The sequence below is a fragment of the Kerstersia sp. genome, assembly GCF_052103615.1.
Classification (GTDB): domain Bacteria; phylum Pseudomonadota; class Gammaproteobacteria; order Burkholderiales; family Burkholderiaceae_B; genus Kerstersia.
In genome coordinates this window covers 33193-49772 of record NZ_JBQEKA010000010.1, presented here as the reverse complement: position 1 = coordinate 49772, position 16580 = coordinate 33193, and the positions used below count along the sequence as shown (strand labels likewise).

Annotated in this window: 18 protein-coding genes and 1 other RNA gene; 14 read left to right on the top strand and 5 right to left on the bottom strand. The window is 63.1% G+C overall.

Annotation, left to right across the window (positions count from 1 at the left end; all coding sequences use genetic code 11):
- Nucleotides 1-9: 9 nt before the first annotated feature.
- The 4 genes from lldR to lgt all read left to right on the top strand — a co-directional run bounded on the left by lldR (nt 10) and on the right by lgt (nt 4671).
- Complete coding sequence (gene lldR / locus ACTJGZ_RS04585) at nt 10-783, top strand: transcriptional regulator LldR (protein WP_441661768.1); 774 nt, start codon at nt 10-12, stop codon at nt 781-783.
- Entirely contained in the window at nt 780-1925 is a 1146-nt protein-coding gene (gene lldD, locus ACTJGZ_RS04580) for an FMN-dependent L-lactate dehydrogenase LldD (protein ID WP_441661767.1), read from the top strand. Before lldR ends, lldD begins: the two co-directional genes overlap by 4 nt.
- Nucleotides 1922-3700: a D-lactate dehydrogenase gene (gene dld, locus ACTJGZ_RS04575; RefSeq protein WP_441661766.1), complete on the top strand. Its 1779-nt coding sequence runs from the start codon at nt 1922-1924 to the stop codon at nt 3698-3700. Before lldD ends, dld begins: the two co-directional genes overlap by 4 nt.
- A 182-nt stretch (nt 3701-3882) precedes the next feature.
- Entirely contained in the window at nt 3883-4671 is a 789-nt protein-coding gene (lgt, locus tag ACTJGZ_RS04570) for a prolipoprotein diacylglyceryl transferase (RefSeq protein WP_441661765.1), read from the top strand.
- On the opposite strand, the gene ACTJGZ_RS04565 is transcribed toward lgt, so the two are convergent.
- The 5 genes from ACTJGZ_RS04565 to ACTJGZ_RS04545 all read right to left on the bottom strand — a co-directional run bounded on the left by ACTJGZ_RS04565 (nt 4643) and on the right by ACTJGZ_RS04545 (nt 7201).
- Entirely contained in the window at nt 4643-5380 is a 738-nt protein-coding gene (locus ACTJGZ_RS04565; RefSeq protein ID WP_441661764.1) for an SIMPL domain-containing protein, read from the bottom strand. The two genes, lgt and ACTJGZ_RS04565, sit on opposite strands and share 29 nt — an antisense overlap.
- 196 nt (nt 5381-5576) lie before the next feature.
- Nucleotides 5577-5760: non-coding RNA, 6S RNA (gene ssrS / locus ACTJGZ_RS04560), on the bottom strand.
- 51 nt (nt 5761-5811) lie between these two features.
- Complete coding sequence (locus ACTJGZ_RS04555) at nt 5812-6123, bottom strand: cell division protein ZapA (protein WP_441661763.1); 312 nt, start codon at nt 6121-6123, stop codon at nt 5812-5814.
- Nucleotides 6111-6554, bottom strand: a complete 444-nt coding sequence (locus tag ACTJGZ_RS04550; protein ID WP_441661762.1) for a hypothetical protein — start codon at nt 6552-6554, stop codon at nt 6111-6113. Before ACTJGZ_RS04550 ends, ACTJGZ_RS04555 begins: the two co-directional genes overlap by 13 nt.
- 86 nt (nt 6555-6640) lie before the next feature.
- The gene (locus tag ACTJGZ_RS04545; RefSeq protein ID WP_441661761.1) at nt 6641-7201 is read right to left on the bottom strand and encodes an RNA pyrophosphohydrolase; all 561 of its coding nucleotides are present in this window, start codon (nt 7199-7201) and stop codon (nt 6641-6643) included.
- A 101-nt stretch (nt 7202-7302) separates the two neighbouring features.
- On the opposite strand from ACTJGZ_RS04545, the gene ACTJGZ_RS04540 reads away from it, so the two are divergent.
- The 10 genes from ACTJGZ_RS04540 (at nt 7303) to ACTJGZ_RS04495 (ending at nt 16531) form a co-directional block, all read left to right on the top strand.
- A complete protein-coding gene (locus ACTJGZ_RS04540; RefSeq protein WP_441661760.1) occupies nt 7303-9036 on the top strand; it encodes a proline--tRNA ligase in 1734 nt (577 codons plus the stop codon).
- Nucleotides 9037-9065: 29 nt separating this feature from the next.
- The gene (gene ybgC / locus ACTJGZ_RS04535; RefSeq protein WP_441661759.1) at nt 9066-9500 is read left to right on the top strand and encodes a tol-pal system-associated acyl-CoA thioesterase; all 435 of its coding nucleotides are present in this window, start codon (nt 9066-9068) and stop codon (nt 9498-9500) included.
- A 14-nt stretch (nt 9501-9514) separates the two neighbouring features.
- Complete coding sequence (gene tolQ / locus ACTJGZ_RS04530; RefSeq protein WP_441661758.1) at nt 9515-10195, top strand: protein TolQ; 681 nt, start codon at nt 9515-9517, stop codon at nt 10193-10195.
- Entirely contained in the window at nt 10195-10650 is a 456-nt protein-coding gene (locus ACTJGZ_RS04525) for an ExbD/TolR family protein (protein ID WP_441661757.1), read from the top strand. Before tolQ ends, ACTJGZ_RS04525 begins: the two co-directional genes overlap by 1 nt.
- Nucleotides 10651-10660: 10 nt before the next feature.
- A complete protein-coding gene (gene tolA / locus ACTJGZ_RS04520; protein WP_441661756.1) occupies nt 10661-11827 on the top strand; it encodes a cell envelope integrity protein TolA in 1167 nt (388 codons plus the stop codon).
- A gap of 344 nt (nt 11828-12171) precedes the next feature.
- Complete coding sequence (gene tolB / locus ACTJGZ_RS04515) at nt 12172-13437, top strand: Tol-Pal system beta propeller repeat protein TolB (protein WP_441661781.1); 1266 nt, start codon at nt 12172-12174, stop codon at nt 13435-13437.
- Nucleotides 13438-13598: 161 nt separating this feature from the next.
- Nucleotides 13599-14123 carry a peptidoglycan-associated lipoprotein Pal gene (gene pal, locus ACTJGZ_RS04510; RefSeq protein ID WP_441661755.1) on the top strand — a complete coding sequence of 175 codons (525 nt, stop codon included), beginning with the start codon at nt 13599-13601 and terminating at the stop codon, nt 14121-14123.
- A gap of 60 nt (nt 14124-14183) precedes the next feature.
- Nucleotides 14184-14873, top strand: a complete 690-nt coding sequence (gene ybgF, locus ACTJGZ_RS04505; RefSeq protein ID WP_441661754.1) for a tol-pal system protein YbgF — start codon at nt 14184-14186, stop codon at nt 14871-14873.
- A gap of 4 nt (nt 14874-14877) precedes the next feature.
- The gene (locus ACTJGZ_RS04500) at nt 14878-15552 is read left to right on the top strand and encodes a helix-turn-helix domain-containing protein (protein ID WP_441661753.1); all 675 of its coding nucleotides are present in this window, start codon (nt 14878-14880) and stop codon (nt 15550-15552) included.
- Between the two features lie 301 nt (nt 15553-15853).
- Nucleotides 15854-16531 carry a carbonic anhydrase gene (locus tag ACTJGZ_RS04495; protein WP_441661752.1) on the top strand — a complete coding sequence of 226 codons (678 nt, stop codon included), beginning with the start codon at nt 15854-15856 and terminating at the stop codon, nt 16529-16531.
- The last annotated feature ends 49 nt before the right edge of the window (nt 16532-16580 follow it).

The window sequence follows — 16580 nt, the reverse complement described above, 5'->3', positions numbered from 1 at the left end:
TCAGGCTTGATGATGCTTCCTACCATGCGCCTTTCCGACCAAGTTGCCGAAAAACTGCTCTCCCTGATCCAGGCTCAGGGCATCGCGCCCGGCGGACGGCTGCCTGCCGAGCGCAGCCTGGCCGAACAGTTGGGCGTTTCCCGCACGGCGCTGCGCGAAGCCATACAGAAATTGTCCAGCCATGGCATTCTGGTCAGCAAGGTCGGTTCCGGCACCTTTTTGCAGGATGCTTCGCATCAGTGGCCGCAGCAGTCGATTTCGCCGCTGGCCGCGCTGATGCTGGAAGATCCGCATTACCGTTACGACGTTCTAGAAGCGCGCGCGGCCCTGGAATCCAACACTGCCGCCCTGGCTGCGCTGCGCGCCACGGCGGAAGACAAAGACAAGATCCAGCGCTGTTTTGACCAGATGATCGCCCACCAGCAACGCGGGGATGTCACGCAATCGGCGCACGCCGACGCGCAGTTTCATCTGGCCATCGCCGAAGCCTCCCATAACCTCGTCCTGCTGCAGGTCATGCGCGGCCTGTTCGATCTGGTGCTATCCACCGTGGCGCAAAACCGCCGCGTGATGTTCGTCCACGACAGCCCGTCCTCGCAGGACAAACTCACCATTCAGCACGAAAGCCTGATGCAGGCCATCCTCGCTGGCGACCCCGAGCGCGCCCGGAGCGTGATCAGCGAGCACCTGGAATACGTGCGCGTCACCCTGCACAAAATGGATGACGACATTGCCAGGCGTGAGCGCTCCGCCCGCCTGCCTTCTCTGGAAATACAGCCATGATCATTTCTTCTCCTTCCGACTACCGCCAAGCCGCCAAGAAACGCCTGCCGCCCTTTCTGTTCCATTACATCGACGGCGGCGCCTATGCCGAAGACACCCTGCGCCACAACGTCAGCGATCTGTCCGGCATTCTGCTGCGCCAGCGCATTCTGAAAGACACTGCGGCGCTGGATCTCACCACCCGCCTGTTTGACGAAACGCTGTCCATGCCGCTGGCGCTCTCGCCTGTCGGCCTGACCGGCATGTATGCGCGCCGCGGCGAAGTCCAGGCGGCCCGCGCTGCCGATGCCAAGGGCATCCCGTTCACGATGTCCAGCGTGTCAGTCTGCCCGATCGAAGAAGTCACCCCAAAGATCAAGCGTCCCATGTGGTTCCAGCTGTATGTGCTGAAAGACCGCGGCTTCATGCGCAACGTGCTGGAGCGCGCCCGTGACGCCGGTTGCTCGACCCTGGTCTTCACCGTAGATATGCCCATTCCGGGCGCGCGCTACCGCGATGCCCACTCCGGCATGAGCGGCCCCAACGCCAATCTGCGCCGTTATTGGCAGGCCGTCACGCGCCCGGGCTGGTCCTGGGACGTCGGCCTGTTCGGCCGCCCCCATGACCTGGGCAATATCTCCGCCTACCTGGGCAAGCCCACCGGCCTGGAAGACTACATGGGCTATCTGGGCGCCAACTTCGATCCCACCATTTCCTGGAAAGACCTGGAATGGATACGCGACTTCTGGCAAGGCCCCATGGTCATCAAGGGGATTCTGGACCCGGAGGATGCGCGTGACGCCGTCCGTTTCGGCGCCGACGGCATTGTGGTCTCCAATCACGGCGGACGCCAGCTCGATGGCGTGCTCTCGGCCGCCAAAGCGTTGCCGCCCATTGCCGACGCGGTCAAGGGGCAACTGAAGATTCTGGTCGATTCCGGTGTCCGCAGCGGCCTGGATGTGGTCCGCATGCTGGCGCTGGGCGCCGACCTGGCCATGATAGGCCGCGCCTATATTTATGCCCTGGCAGCCGGCGGCCAGGATGCTGTGGCAAACTTGCTGAATCTGTTCGACAAGGAAATCCGCGTTGCCATGACGCTGACCGGCGCGCGGAACATCGGTGAAATCACTTCCGACCTTTTGGTCAAGGAGGGACTCGCATGAGCACCGCAAGCACGGATAGCCATTCCGGCGCAGACGCCATCGGCGGCGCGCAACTGCTGGCGCAGCTGCGCCAGGCTGTCGGCGCCGAACATGTACTGACCCACGCATCAGCCACCCGCCGCTTCCGCAAAGGCCACCGCACCGGCGAAGGCAAAGTGCTGGCCGTCATCCGGCCCGGCACGCTGCTGGAACAATGGCAGGCTGTGCAGGCGATTGTGGCCGCCGGCCGTATTGTCCTGATGCAGGCCGCCAACACCGGCCTGACCGGCGGCTCCACCCCCGACGGTAACGACTACGACCGGGAAATCGTGCTGATCAACACGATGCGCATCACCGGCGTGCAGGTCATCCGCGACGGCGAACAAGTCGTCTGCCTGCCCGGCGCCACGCTGGACCGCCTGGAACAGACGCTGGCCCCGCTGGGCCGGGAGCCGCACTCCGTCATCGGCTCTTCCTGCATAGGCGCCTCGGTGCTGGGCGGCGTTTGCAACAACTCCGGCGGCGCTCTGGTGCGCCGCGGCCCGGCCTACACCGAACTGGCGCTCTATGCCCAGGTGCGCGCGGACGGCCAGCTGGAACTGGTCAATCACCTGGGCATACGCCTGGGCGATTCCCCCGAAGACATACTGACCCGCCTGCAAGCCGGCGACTACCGGCCCGAAGACATTGCTGACGATGCCGGCGCGGCCTCCGACCCGCGCTATGCCGAACATGTCCGGCAAGTTGATGAGCCGACGCCGGCGCGCTTCAATGCCGACCCGACACGCCTGCATGAGGCCTCAGGCTCCGCCGGCCGGGTCTGCCTGTTCGCGGTGCGGCTGGACACCTTCCCGCGCGAAGCCAGCACGGTGTTCTATATCGGCAGCAACGCGCCGGACGACCTCACCGCCGTCCGCCGGCACCTGCTGACCGAACTGCCCAGCCTGCCCATCGCAGGCGAATATATTCACCGCACTGCCTTTGATATCGGCGCGAAATATGGCAAGGATGTCTTCCTGCTGATCGACAAGTTCGGCACGGCGCGTGTGCCCAAAGCGTTTGCCATCAAAAGCCGCATCGACGATGTCTGCGAGCGCCTGGGCCTGCCCGGCCTGACCGATCATGTTCTGCAGGCTTTCACCGCGCTGCTGCCCAAGCATTTGCCGCGCCGCATGCGCGACTACCGCGACCGCTACGAGCACCATCTGTTGCTGCGGGTGGCCAATGACACGGCAGACGCCACGCGCGCCTTTCTGCAACAGCACTTTGGCGGCAGCAGCAGCGGCGCCTATTTCGAATGCGACGCGGAAGAAGGCCGCAAGGCATTCCTGCACCGCTTTGCCATCGCCGGCGCCGCCATCCGCTACCGTGACACGCACCGCCGCAGCGTGCAGGATATCGTCGCCCTGGATATCGCCCTGCGCCGCAACGACCGTGAATGGGTGGAGCAATTGCCGCAGGAGATGGAAAGCGACATTATCCACAAACTCTACTACGGCCACTTCTTCTGCCATGTGTTCCACCAGGACTATATTGTCCGCAAGGGGGTGGACCCCATTGCCATGGAACACCGCATGTGGGCGCTGCTGGACGCCCGCCAGGCGGAATACCCGGCGGAACACAATGTGGGCCACTTGTATGTCGCCAAGCCGGCGCTGGCCGATTTTTACCGCCAGCTGGATCCCACCAATACTTTCAACCCCGGCATCGGCCAGACCTCCAAACTCAAGCACTGGGGCGGCTGCTGCGACACGCGCGGCCTGCCTGCCGCCTACCGCAGCGCGGCCCAGGACTGAGGCCATCCAGGCGGGCGCTCAGGCGCCCGCGGCACCCCCGCCCCGGCCCCGGCCTGCCCGCCCCAAACACCAGGCCAGGCCGGGGCCGGGGAACTTCACTGCCAGACGCCAGTCACTTTCCCGTCCCGCTGCGGCTGGTATGATCCCCGCATCGCTCCTCTGGCTCCCTTTCCCCCGACATCATGCTGCAACACCCGGAATTCAATCCCATCGCCCTGCAGCTCGGCCCGCTGGCCGTGCATTGGTACGGTCTGATGTATCTCTGCGGCTTCGCCTCCGCCTGGCTGCTGGGGCGCTGGCGCATCCGCCAAGGCGGCCTGACGCGCCTGACCGAACGCGATCTGGACGATATTATTTTTTATGGTGTCATCGGCGTCATTCTGGGCGGCCGGCTGGGCTATGTGCTGTTTTACAAACCGGCTTACTACCTGTCCCACCCGCTGGAAATTTTCTACCTGTGGGAAGGCGGCATGGCTTTCCACGGCGGCCTGCTGGGCGTGGTGATCGCCTTGCTGCTGTTCGCGCGCAGCAAGAAATACTCCGTACTGGAAGTCGGCGATTTCGTGACACCGCTGATCCCGCTGGGCCTGGCCTTCGGCCGCCTGGGCAATTTCATCAACGGCGAACTGTGGGGCCGCGCCACCAGCGTTCCCTGGGGCATGGTGTTTCCCCAGGCTCAGGATGGCATTGCCCGCCACCCGTCGCAGCTGTATCAAATGAGCCTGGAAGGCCTGGCGCTGTTTGTCATTGTCTGGTTCTTCGCGCTCAAACCCAGGCCTGCCGGACAGATCAGCGGCATGTTCCTGGCCGGTTACGGCATCTTCCGCTTCGCTGTCGAGTTCACGCGTGAACCCGACAGCTTCCTTGGCCTGCTGGCCGGCGGGCTGAGCATGGGCCAGTGGCTGTCACTGCCCATGATCATTGCCGGCGCGTGGCTGCTCTTCAGGGCTTCAGGGCAACCGTCCCGCTGACCGACACCGACACGGTCACGGTATCGGCTTCCAGGGGCACGCTATCCGCGGCCGCCCCGGCCGCCTTGGCCATCATCATTTGCGGACGCGGCGCCATTTCATACTGGACGCCGCCGCCACCCAGGTCGATCTTGCGGATTTCGTAGGCCTTGAAGCCAAAGGCCTCGGCTGCGGCCTGAGCACGCTGACGGAACGCGTCGGCAGCCTGCTGCAGCAGGCGTTCCTCATGCTTGGCGCGGGCCTCAGAGGACAGAATGAAAGCAATGTTATCCAGTGGCATCTGATTCTGAACCTTGGCGGCCAGCGCCGACGCCTTGGCGAAGTCCGTGGATTCCAGCAGGATCTCAGTGCGGCCGCGCCAGGCGCTGATACGGCCATCACGGTCATTCTGCGGCCAGATGCGGTAATTACCGTTACGCGCCTTCACGCCTTTTTCATCGCGCAACATCTTCATGGCCGCGTCCAGATGCTCATTGAGCTCACGGCTGACGTTCGCCTGATCGGCGGCCTCTGCTTCATAGGCCAGGGTCAGGACAACGGTATCCTGCTGCACCTTGGTCGCCGCCTCGGCTTGCAAAGTCAGTTGCGGGGCGCGTTCACGCGGCTGGCGGTCATCATCATTGCCGGCCCAGACTGTCGCGGCGGGCAAAGCCAAAGCCAGCGCCAGCGCGGCGCTGCGGCGGATCATGCGTTGTCGGGTACGCTGCATGGAGCACTCCTTTAAGGACATGGAATAAGACAGGATACGGCGAAAACAGGCGCTGCCGCCCACACGGGATTGCGCAAGAATTGTGAAATCACGGGGCCATTGCGGCCAGCATGGCGGCAGCCAAAGAAAAAGGCGGTGCCGCATTGCAGCACCGCCTCGATAGACTGCGGGAAACGCGTTTCGTTCCCGCAATATTGAATGCCCCGCGTGTGCCGTCCAGGCCGGCATCTCGAACCCAGAGAGTTCAAGTTGGTCGCTCGTGGTCTGGTTTCGGGTTCGTCTGACAAGAGACGATCGCACCTACCGGACGCCCTCACAACCTATGCCATAAAAGCATCGGTTCAGAGAATATGGCCAAGTCACGAACACCGCAGGGACAACCTGCTGGCAAGCCGCCTGAGCGTCATGCCGAATTTCAGAACAGATTCAGATCAAGCTGCCGGCTTTTCTTCAGCCAGTGCTTCATCCAGCATCTGATGCACAGCTTCAATTTTACGCTTGAAATCGCCCACTGCCAAACTTCCCAGCGGACCATCAGGCGCCTTCATGGCAAGCAGCTCGCTGGCGATCTGCAAAGCTGCCAGCACGGCAATCCGTTCATTGCCGGATACCCGGCCGCTGGCCTGGATATGGTTGGTCACCCGCGCCACATGATTGACGGCCGCCTGCAGCGTCTGCTTTTCCTCGGGGGAGCAGGCCAGGGAATAATCACGGGCCAGGATGGTGGCGTTTACGCGTTCCATTGACTCACCTCCGCACTGGCTTCCTGGGCTGCCACCATGGCGCCAGGCAAGCGTTCCAGCACGGCATCAATGCGTTGCCGCGCTTCTTCATTAACGGCCTGCAGGCGCACCATCTGGCCTTCACGCACGCCCAGTTCCACCCGCATGCGCTGGTTTTCCGCCGACAGGCGTTCCACCTCGGCACGCAGACTGGCGGTCGCGTTATCCACCTCGGTTTGCAGGCTCAGGCGGGAAGCCTCGCATTCGTCGAGCAACTGCTGCAGGGTTTCCGCCTGCTCGCGCTGCTCGGCCAACTGGCCCTGCAACTGGGTGCCGCGCCGCACGGCGGCGGCCTCACGCTCAAGCGCAAGCGCACGCTCGGCCTTGAGACGCGCCGAGTATTGAGCCAACTGCCCGATGCGGGCAACGAGTCGATCGAGATCTTCCAACATATCCGTTATCGTAAACCATCCCGGCATTTCCGCGAAAGCGCCCCCGCCGCAGCGGGAGCGCTTCGCGCCGCACTCTTTCCTGCAAACTACAGCAACAGCGACGTTCCCGCCCCGGCTTCCGGGTCTTGCCTGCCGCCCGGGCGATGCCGCAGATAACGCTTGTTATGCTGCGCCCGCCGGAACAGGATCGCTGCCAGCTCATTGAGCGCCAGCGAATACACATCCCGCTTGAAATCTATGACAGAGTCCAGCGGTACCCAATAATGACTCCAGCGCCAGGCGTCGAATTCAGGATGGGATGTTGCCCGCAGGCAGACATCACTGTCCCGTCCCACCAGCCTCAACAAGAACCAGATCTGCTTCTGGCCCCGGTAATGGCTGCGAGAATCACGACGCAAAAAACGCTCCGGCACTTCATAGCGCAACCAGTTGCGCGTACGCCCCAGAATGCGGACATGCTCCGGCAACAAGCCAACTTCCTCGTGCAGTTCGCGGTACATTGCCTGCGCGGGACTTTCCCCGTGCTTGATGCCGCCCTGCGGAAACTGCCATGCGTGCTCCCGAATACGCTTGCCCCAGAACACCTCGTTCTTGTGATTGACAAGGATAATGCCGACATTGGGACGATAGCCTTCACGGTCAAGCATCAGCCACCCCCAGCGAATTCAATACAATTACATGTGATTATACGGTCAGCCTTTTCTTCTGCCGATCCGATTCGACCCTTACTTCGAGCCTCATTCATACCATGCGCGCTTCACGTTACCATCTGAACACCCTCAAAGAAGCTCCCTCCGACGCGGAGGTCACCAGCCACCGGCTCATGACCCGTGCCGGGATGATCCGCAAACTGGCCGGCGGCATCTACAACTACATGCCGCTCGGGCTGAAGGTGATCCGCAAGGTGGAAGCCATCGTGCGCGAAGAAATGAACCAGGCCGGCGCCCTGGAACTGCTGATGCCCGTGGTTCAGCCCGCCGAGCTGTGGGTCGAATCCGGCCGCTGGGAGCAATATGGCCCGGAATTGCTGCGCATCAAGGACCGCCATGGCCGCGACTTCGTGCTGCAGCCCACTTCCGAAGAAGTCATTACCGACATCGCCCGCAACGAAATCCATAGCTGGCGCCAGCTGCCGGTGAATTTCTATCACATCCAGACCAAATTCCGCGACGAACGCCGCCCCCGCTTCGGGGTCATGCGCGGCCGCGAATTCACCATGAAGGACGCCTACTCCTTCGACCGTGACGAAGCCGGCGCGCAAGCCAGCTACGACACCATGTACGAAGCCTATATGCGCATCTTCACGCGTCTGGGCCTGGTCTTCCGCGCGGTTGCCGCCGACACCGGCTCGATCGGCGGCAGCCGCAGCCATGAATTCCAGGTCATTGCCGACACGGGCGAAGACCTGATTGTTTACGATCCGGGCAGTGACTACGCGGCCAACATGGAGCTGGCCGAAGCGCCCTGCCTGCTGCCGGAGCGCGCCGCAGGCGCCAAAGCGCTGGAAAAAATCGCCACGCCCAATGCCAGCAAATGCGAAGAAGTGGCCGCCCAGCTTGGCCTGCCGCTGACCCAGACTGTGAAATCGGTCGTGCTGGCAACCGAAGAGGCAGAAAGCGGCCGCACCACGGTCTGGCTGCTGCTGATCCGCGGCGACCACGAACTGAACGAGGTCAAGGTCGGCAAGCTGCCGGGCCTGAAGGCAGGCTGGCGCTTTGCCACCGAAGCCGAGATCGTCGAACATTTCGGCGCCCATCCCGGCTCGCTGGGCCCGGTATCGCCCCGCCAGCCGGTGCGCGTCGTGGCCGACACCACAGTCGCCCGCATGAGCGACTTTGTCGTCGGCGCCAATGACGACGGCTTCCACTACGCGGGCGCCAATTGGGGCCGCGACCTCGCCGAACCGGAACTGGTGGCCGATATCCGCAATGCGGTGGCTGGTGACCCGGCTCCCTCCGGCGGCCAGCTGGCCATCCAGCGCGGCATCGAAACCGGCCATGTGTTCTACCTGGGCACCAAGTACTCGGAAGCGCTGAAAGCCACCTTCCTGGACGAAACCGGCAAGCCGGCGCTGATGCAGATGGGCTGCTACGGTATCGGCGTGACCCGTATCGTCGGCGCCGCCATCGAGCAGAACCATGACGACAAGGGCATTGTCTGGCCGCGCGCGCTGGCCCCCTTCGAAGTCGTGCTGTGCCCGGTGGGCTGGGGCAAGAGCGAAGCCGTGCGCGAACAGGCCGAAGCCATTTATGCCGCCCTGCAGGCGCGCGGCATCGACGTCATTCTGGATGACCGCGACCAGCGCCCTGGCGTGATGTTCGCCGAATGGGAGCTGATCGGCGTGCCGGTGCGTGTCACCATTGGCGAACGCGGCCTCAAGGACGGTATCGTCGAAGTCCAGAGCCGCCGCGCTGGCAATGCCGAGCACATTCCCGTGGCCCAGGCGGTGGAAGCCATCCTGGCAACCCTTGAGGCTTACTAATCCCATCCCTTGCCCGCAGGACTGAAACAATGACGGTTCTCTCCCAACCCACCCCGGCCGGTGAAATTCTGCCTGTCCGTGTTTACTATGAAGACACGGATGCCGGCGGTGTCGTGTTCTATGCCAACTACCTGAAGTTCATGGAGCGCGCCCGCACCGAATGGTTGCGGCGGCTGGGCGTGAACCAGGCGGAATACGCCCGCGAAACGGGCGCTGTGTTCGTGGTGCGCGAAGTCGGCATCCAGTACAAGCGCTCGGCCCGGCTCGATGACCTGCTCACGATACGCAGCCAGATCACCCGGATTGGCGGCGCTTCTGTCGATTTTTTTCAGGAAGTCCTGCGCGGCACGGAACTGCTTGCCACCAGTACCATCCAAGTCTGTTGCGTCAACGTTGACACCATGCGGCCCATGCCTGTGCCTGAACCGCTGCGCTCCACTTTGCTTACTTTCATTTCGGAATAACGGAATCATCCTCCATGGCATCCTCCTCCGCCGATATGTCGATACTGTCGCTGATCCTGAACGCGAGCATTCCGGTTCAGGTCATCATGCTGCTGCTGGTATTGATCTCCATCCTGTCCTGGACCTTCATTTTCGGCAAACGCAGCACACTGCGCAGGGAACAATCCCTGACACGCCGCTTCGAAAATGATTTCTGGTCCGGCGGCGACCTGAACATGCTGCAGCAATCCGTCAGCACCCACCGCAACGAACATGGCGCCCTGGCGCGCATCTTTGACGCCGGCATGACGGAATTCACCAAAGTGCGCCGGAATCCGCCCGCCGACCACGCCGCCCTGCTGGAAGGCCCGAACCGCGCCATGCGCGCCGCCTACCAGCGCGAAGTCGATAGCCTGGAATCCAACCTGAACTTCCTGGCTTCCGCCGGTTCGGTCAGCCCCTATATCGGCCTGCTGGGCACGGTCTGGGGCATCATGCACGCCTTCGTCGGCCTGGCGCACGTGCAGCAGGCAACCCTGGCCTCTGTCGCGCCCGGCATTGCCGAAGCCCTGATCGCCACGGCCATCGGCCTGTTTGCCGCCATTCCCGCTGTCGTGGCCTATAACCGCTATACCCACGATATCGACCGGCTGGCGCTGCGCTTTGAAAACTTCATGGACGAATTCCTTAACATCCTCCAACGTCAGGTGCGCTGATGGCATCACTACGCTCGCGTGGTGGCCGCGGCGGCCGCCGCCTGAAAAACGAGATCAACGTCGTCCCGTACATCGACGTCATGCTGGTGCTGCTGGTCATCTTCATGGTGACCGCGCCGCTGATTACCCCCGGCCTGATCAATCTGCCGACAGTGGGACAGGCCGACCAGATCCCCAGCACGCCCCTGGAAATCCAGCTGGAAGCAGACGGCAAGCTGGGCCTGCGCATGCGTGAGGCCGGCGCCGAAGTCGAAAGCATCAACCGCGCTGACCTGGTGTCTGCCGTCCTGGGCCGCCTGACACCGGATACGCCGGTTGTCATCGCCGCCGATGGCAAGGTTCCCTATGAAGAGGTCATGAAGGTCATGGATACCCTGCGTGCCGCGGGCGTTGCCCGCCTGGGCCTGCTGGTAGATCAGCAAGCATCCGACAACCGCAAGCCTGGCAAGCGTTGAGCCCCGAGACATGAAATCCGCACGCGATCCCGATCCTAACGTGACGCAGGACGACGACGCTCCCAAGCTGCCGCGCAAGGCGCTGGTGCAATCCTTGGTGGCGCACGGCGTGCTGGTATTGCTGGTCGTTATCGGCATGTGGACCAGCAAGGACGATGCCCGGCCCATCCAGGTGGAAATGTGGGCGCCGGGCGACAGCCCGAACGCCGGCCAGCCGGAAACGGCTCCGCCTGAAACGCCGCAGCCCAAACCGGCCCCGGCCCCCAAGCCCGAACCGAAACCGGAACCGCCTCCTCCCCCGCCGCCACCGCCGCCGCCTCCTCCGCCCAAGCCCCCGGAGCCGCAGGCGCCTGATCCCGACATTGCGCTGGAAGAAAAGCGCAAGGCCGAAGCAGCGCGCAAAGCGGAAGAAACCCGTCTTGCCGAACAGGCACGCCGCGCGGAAGAAGCCAAACGCGCCGAGGACGCGCGCAAGGCCGAAGAAGCCCGCCGTGCCGAACAGGCTCGCCGCGCCGATGAAGCCAAACGCGCCGAAGATGCGCGCAAGGCCGAAGAAGCGCGCCGCGCCGAAGAGACACGCCGCGCCGAACAGGCCCGCCGTGCCGAGGAAGCCAAAAAAGCAGAAGACGCCCGTAAGGCGGAAGAAGCCAAGAAAGCGGAAGAAGCCAAACGGGCCGAAGACGCACGCAAAGCCGAAGAAGCGCGCCGCGCCGAACAGGCCCGCCGTGCCGAAGAAGCCAAAAAGGCGGAAGACGCCCGTAAAGCGGAAGAAGCCCGCAAGGCCGCAGCCGCCAAGGCCGAACGTGACCGCCAGTTGCGCGATGCCATGCGCGGCGACGCGCTGGGCGCCGCTGGCCTGCCCGGCGGCGCCGCCAACCGCAACCAGGCTGGCGGCGGCGACGACAGCGGCTATGCGGCGCTGGTGCGCGCCTGCATCAAGGCCGGCGTGTCCTTCCACCCGACGGCGGAACAGCTCAGCGGCGGCAATCCGGCAGCCGAATTCGTGGTTCAGCTGAACCAGAGCGGCCAGGTGCTTAATGTCGGCCTGCGGCGCTCGTCGGGGATTGCCACCTTCGACCGTGCCGTCGAAACCGGCATTCGCCGTTGCAGCTTCCCGAAACCGCCGTCAGGCCGGTACCCGGAACGGATCGACGTCATCTATCGTCCGAACGATTGATGACTCGCCGCGACGTAACAGCAGCGCAGCATCACGCCGATACTGCGCTGCGCAGGCCCCCGGCGCAAGGAATCGTGACAGCTGCGTCACACTTGGCGAACCGGACGCACGGTATCCTATCTAACCGACAGGGCACCGAGGACACCGGCTTGTCCCGACACAAAAAGCGCCGCGCGCCGTTCGCGCGGCGCGGCAGTTTTCCCGCCGGCATCCGGCAAGTACCCTGAAACGATAGATGTCAGTAAGCTATCGTCTATACGATTGAAGATCAGGAGCACATCAACATGACTTTCCCGCCTCTCATACTGGCCTACCGACACCAGCAGAACCTGCTGGCAAGCTGGATGCAACGTCTGCTCGGCCTGCTGGTGCTGGCTGCCATGTTCCTGGCCTTGCCGGCCGCCCACGCCCAGCTGCGTGTGGATATTTCCGGCACCGGTGCCCAGCAGTACCCCATCGCCATTGCCGATTTCAGTGATGATCCGGCAGGCCGCGAGATTTCCCAGATCATCCGCGCGGACCTCTCCCGCACCGGCCAATTCCGCCTGATTTCCACCGGCGCTTCGCAACCGCGCTCGGGCGACGAAATCAATTTCGCCGAATGGCGTGACCGTGGCGCCGACACCCTGGCCTACGGCACCGTGACCCAGGCCGGCGGCCGCTATGAAGTCCGTTACCACCTGGTCGATACCGTCCTGGCCAGCCAGCTGGACGCTGCGGTCTATTCCGGCACCGCGCCGGAGCTGCGCCGCATTGCCCACCAGATCGCCGACCGCATCTATGAAAAAATCACCGGCGTCCGTGGCGTCTTCTCCACCCGCCTGGCCTATGTGCTGAAGCAAGGCAGCACCTACGAGCTGCAAATCGCCGATGCCGACGGCCAGAATCCGCGTGTCGCGCTGCGTTCGCGGGAACCCATCATTTCGCCGACCTGGTCGCCCGACGGCAAGAAACTGGCCTACGTCAGCTTCGAATCCGGCAAACCTGTTGTTTATTCGCACACCCTGGCAACCCGCGACCGCCATGCCGTTGCCAACTATAAAGGCAGCAATTCGGCCCCGGCCTGGTCGCCGGACGGCAACCAGCTGGCCGTGGTCCTGACGCGTGACGGTCTGTCACAAATCTATATGGTCAATGCCGATGGCTCCAACCTCCGCCGCGTCACGCGTTCGCCGCTGATCGACACGGAACCCGTGTTCGCCCCGGATGGCCAAAGCCTCTACTTCACCAGCGACCGCGCGGGCAGCCCCCAGATCTACCAGGTAAATTTGGATGGTAGCAACACTCGTCGTGTCACATTTAATGGAAATTACAACATTTCACCGCGGGTTTCCCCCGACGGACGGCGCTTGCTGTACATTTCGAGGCGCGAAGGCGGTTTCCGGGTCGCGATGCTTGACTTGGCCTCGGGAACGGAAACGCTGCTGACCAACGGCAGCGATGACCAGTCACCCAGCTTCTCCCCCAACGGACAGCAAGTGTTGTACGCTGCTGTCAATGGTGGTCGCGGGGTACTGTCTGCCGTATCCAGCGATGGCCGCGTCCGCCAGACGCTCTCCGTATTGAACGGGGAAGTCCGCGAGCCAACTTGGGGACCGTTTCCGCAGTAATGAATGACTACTGGCCATGGCTAACATGCCAATGGAACAAGCCTGCCTGATTCGCTACAAATCCCCGGCCATCCAGCCGTGCAGCAAAGAAGGCAGGCAAGTTTATTGGCACCATGCTTACAAACGTGTGTATCTCCCCCTATCTGATTTAAGGAAATATCATGAGATCGCGCTTCGTCAAATTCTCCTCTTTGCTGGTACTGAGTGCAGCGCTTGCCGCCTGCAGCAGCGTGCCGCTCGATGACTCCGCCAACAGCGCGGGTCAAGGTTCGAACGGTTCCTCCACAGGTGCCATCGGTGGTGGCAACACCTCCGGCCAGATTCTCGATCCGTTCAACCCGCAAAGCGTACTGGCTCAGCAACGCTCGGTGTTCTTCGAGTTCGACAGCTATGCCGTGCCCGAGCAATACCGTGAATTGATCGAAACGCACGCTGGCTACCTGCGCGCCAATGGCAACCAGCAAATCGTGCTGGAAGGCAATACCGACGCCCGTGGCGGCGCCGAGTACAACCTGGCCCTGGGTCAGCGCCGCGCCGAAGCCGTGCGCCGCATGATGACCTTGCTGGGCGTCAATGACGCACAGATCGAAACCATCAGTTTCGGCAAGGAAAAGCCGCGCAGCACCGGCAACTCCGAAGCTGACCATGCGGAAAACCGCCGCGTCGATATCCAGTATCGCCGCTAAGCCCCCCCCGGCGCGCCCTCGTGGCGCGCCTCTTCTTTCAGATCCAGGAGCATCGTGATCATGACCGTATCGACCTCATCCCTGCGCCAACGCCTGCTGTCCGCCTGCATTCTGGCGGCGCTGGCGACACCGCTGACGGCACACGCCTTTGCGGATGACGATGCGCGACGCGCTATCCTGGAACTGCGCCAGCAAGTGCGCCAGCTGACCGAACAGAATCAGCGGGCGCAGTTGCAGCTGGCAGACCAGATTGACGCCTTGCAGCTGGAAGTCATGCGTCTGCGTGACCAGGTCGAACATGCCTCGCGCTCTGCCCAGCAGGCCATAGAACAAAACGCGCCCAAACCCGCCCAGGACACCGAAGACAGCGCCTCCGACCCGCAGGAACAGGACGCCTATGACGGCGCCATCAACCTGTTCCGCAACGGCCAATATGGTGAAGCCTCCGACGCCTTGAATGCCTTCGTGGTGCTTTACCCCAACAGCACACTGACGCCCAACGCCCGTTTCTACCAAGGCAGCAGCCGCTACGCCCAGAAAGATTACAAGGGCGCGGTCGCGCTGCTCGAAGAAATGGTGAGCAATTTCCCCAGCAGCCAGCGCGCGCCGGATGCCTTGCTCGTCATTGCCGGCAGCAAGGTTGAACTGAATGACCGCGCCGGCGCCAAGACTGCGCTGCAGCGTATCGTCAAAGACTACCCTTCGACGCCTGCGGCTGAAACGGCCGCCAAGCGCCTGCAACTGCTCTGATACCTTGCCAGCCTCAAGAGACATACCGTCTGATGCCCGGCCCGGCGCCGCGGCAGCGAATGCCGACCGGCATCTTGGCGCCAGCCCGGCCACGGCCGGGCACCGCGAAGACCCGCGCTATACCCTCATAGACCTGCCCTTCCGGCTGCGCACCCTGCGCCGCCAGCACCAGCTGTCGCTGGCCGCGCTGGCGCTGCGCACCGAATTGACGCGCAGCTACCTCTCCAAGCTGGAACGCGGCCTCAGCAATCCGTCGGACACCACAATAGAACTCCTGGCGCACGCCTATGGCCTGACGCGGGACCAACTTCTGGGATCCGGCCCGGAAGGCCTGGATGAAATCGTCAGTGTCGTGCGCGTCGCGGATCGCCAGCCCATGATACGCACGGGCAGCTCGCTGGGGTATCACTACCAGGCGCTGGCCGGAAAACGCCGCATCCGCTCCATGCAGCCCGTAGTGGTCATCCCGCCGCGCGAGTTTCCTGATCGCCAAGCGGCTCAACCGCATGAAGGCGAAGAATTCATGCTGGTCATTCATGGTGCCGTGGAGCTGATGGTGGGCTCGCGCGTGTGGCGCCTGGAAAGCGGTGATGCGGTTTATTTCGATGCTACCCTGCCGCACCGCATGCGTACCGTCAGTCGCCAGGACGCAGAAGTGTTGGTCGTCGGCTCACGCTGACAAGCGCGTCACAAGCGCCGCCCACTGCGCCACCCACTGCACCGCCAACTGCGTCACCACCGCACGCCGCAACCCGCACCGCACCACACACCGCCGCAACACGCCTCTCGCAGCGCCGCCTGCGCGCCTGGCCATCCCTGTTGCGCCGCCGCTTGAGCGTGCCTTAGCTTCATAAAAATACCTGTCTGCCCCGGCCGTCTGACGCACCTACCTGCCTGGAAATTCCAGAATCTGGAAATGTTCCATGCGGGGAAGACTGTCGCGTTTTACAATGACGGAGCTTTCACACAAGACACTTTCCATGCGAAATTTCCCCACACGCCTCACCGAAGGCTATCGCTCGTTTCTTTCTGGCCGCTTTCCCAGTGAACGCAAACGCTACAAAAACCTTGCTGAAAAAGGCCAGCACCCTGAAATCCTGATTATCGGCTGCTGTGATTCCCGGGTCTCCCCGGAAGTCATTTTCGATGCGGGGCCGGGCGAGTTGTTTGTCGTCCGCAACGTCGCCAACCTGGTTCCGCCTTACGAGCCTGACTCCGACTCTTACCACGGCACCAGCGCAGCCATTGAATTTGCAGTCGAAGGCCTGGAGGTCAAGCATATCGTTGTGCTGGGCCACGCTTCCTGCGGCGGCATTGCTTCCTTCTACGACCATGCCCAGCCGCTGACGGCCGGCAACTTCATCGGCAAATGGATGTCGCAGATCGCCGCCACGGCGGACCGCCTGGGCACACTGCCTGCCGAACGCCCGGATGCGCTGCGCAAGCTGGAACTGGCCGTCATCGAGCACAGCCTGAAAAACCTGATGACCTTCCCGTCCATCCGCCAGCGCGTGGAAGCCGGCACGCTCAAGCTGCACGGCACCTATTTCGGCGTCGCCACCGGCCTGCTGTTCCTGCGCGATGGGGAAAGCGGCGGCTTCCTGCCTGTTCTGGAAGATGAGGCCATCGCTGCCCTGCAACAGCAGGCAGACGACTAACCCTGCCCTGGCCTGCACGCCCTGCCGGATAACGGCCGGGCGCGGCGGG

What these genes read in the sequence shown, in the direction of transcription:
- tolB (WP_441661781.1), top strand. Translation starts at nt 12,172, where the DNA reads ATGCAACGTCTGCTCGGCCTGCTGGTGCTGGCTGCCATGTTCCTGGCC.
- lldD (WP_441661767.1), top strand. Translation starts at nt 780, where the DNA reads ATGATCATTTCTTCTCCTTCCGACTACCGCCAAGCCGCCAAGAAACGC.
- ACTJGZ_RS04495 (WP_441661752.1), top strand. Translation starts at nt 15,854, where the DNA reads ATGCGAAATTTCCCCACACGCCTCACCGAAGGCTATCGCTCGTTTCTT.
- ACTJGZ_RS04565 (WP_441661764.1), bottom strand. Translation starts at nt 5,380, where the DNA reads ATGCAGCGTACCCGACAACGCATGATCCGCCGCAGCGCCGCGCTGGCG.
- ACTJGZ_RS04550 (WP_441661762.1), bottom strand. Translation starts at nt 6,554, where the DNA reads ATGTTGGAAGATCTCGATCGACTCGTTGCCCGCATCGGGCAGTTGGCT.
- ybgF (WP_441661754.1), top strand. Translation starts at nt 14,184, where the DNA reads ATGACCGTATCGACCTCATCCCTGCGCCAACGCCTGCTGTCCGCCTGC.
- ACTJGZ_RS04555 (WP_441661763.1), bottom strand. Translation starts at nt 6,123, where the DNA reads ATGGAACGCGTAAACGCCACCATCCTGGCCCGTGATTATTCCCTGGCC.
- ACTJGZ_RS04525 (WP_441661757.1), top strand. Translation starts at nt 10,195, where the DNA reads ATGGCATCACTACGCTCGCGTGGTGGCCGCGGCGGCCGCCGCCTGAAA.
- ybgC (WP_441661759.1), top strand. Translation starts at nt 9,066, where the DNA reads ATGACGGTTCTCTCCCAACCCACCCCGGCCGGTGAAATTCTGCCTGTC.
- pal (WP_441661755.1), top strand. Translation starts at nt 13,599, where the DNA reads ATGAGATCGCGCTTCGTCAAATTCTCCTCTTTGCTGGTACTGAGTGCA.
- ACTJGZ_RS04540 (WP_441661760.1), top strand. Translation starts at nt 7,303, where the DNA reads ATGCGCGCTTCACGTTACCATCTGAACACCCTCAAAGAAGCTCCCTCC.
- lgt (WP_441661765.1), top strand. Translation starts at nt 3,883, where the DNA reads ATGCTGCAACACCCGGAATTCAATCCCATCGCCCTGCAGCTCGGCCCG.
- dld (WP_441661766.1), top strand. Translation starts at nt 1,922, where the DNA reads ATGAGCACCGCAAGCACGGATAGCCATTCCGGCGCAGACGCCATCGGC.
- tolA (WP_441661756.1), top strand. Translation starts at nt 10,661, where the DNA reads ATGAAATCCGCACGCGATCCCGATCCTAACGTGACGCAGGACGACGAC.
- ACTJGZ_RS04545 (WP_441661761.1), bottom strand. Translation starts at nt 7,201, where the DNA reads ATGCTTGACCGTGAAGGCTATCGTCCCAATGTCGGCATTATCCTTGTC.
- tolQ (WP_441661758.1), top strand. Translation starts at nt 9,515, where the DNA reads ATGGCATCCTCCTCCGCCGATATGTCGATACTGTCGCTGATCCTGAAC.
- lldR (WP_441661768.1), top strand. Translation starts at nt 10, where the DNA reads ATGATGCTTCCTACCATGCGCCTTTCCGACCAAGTTGCCGAAAAACTG.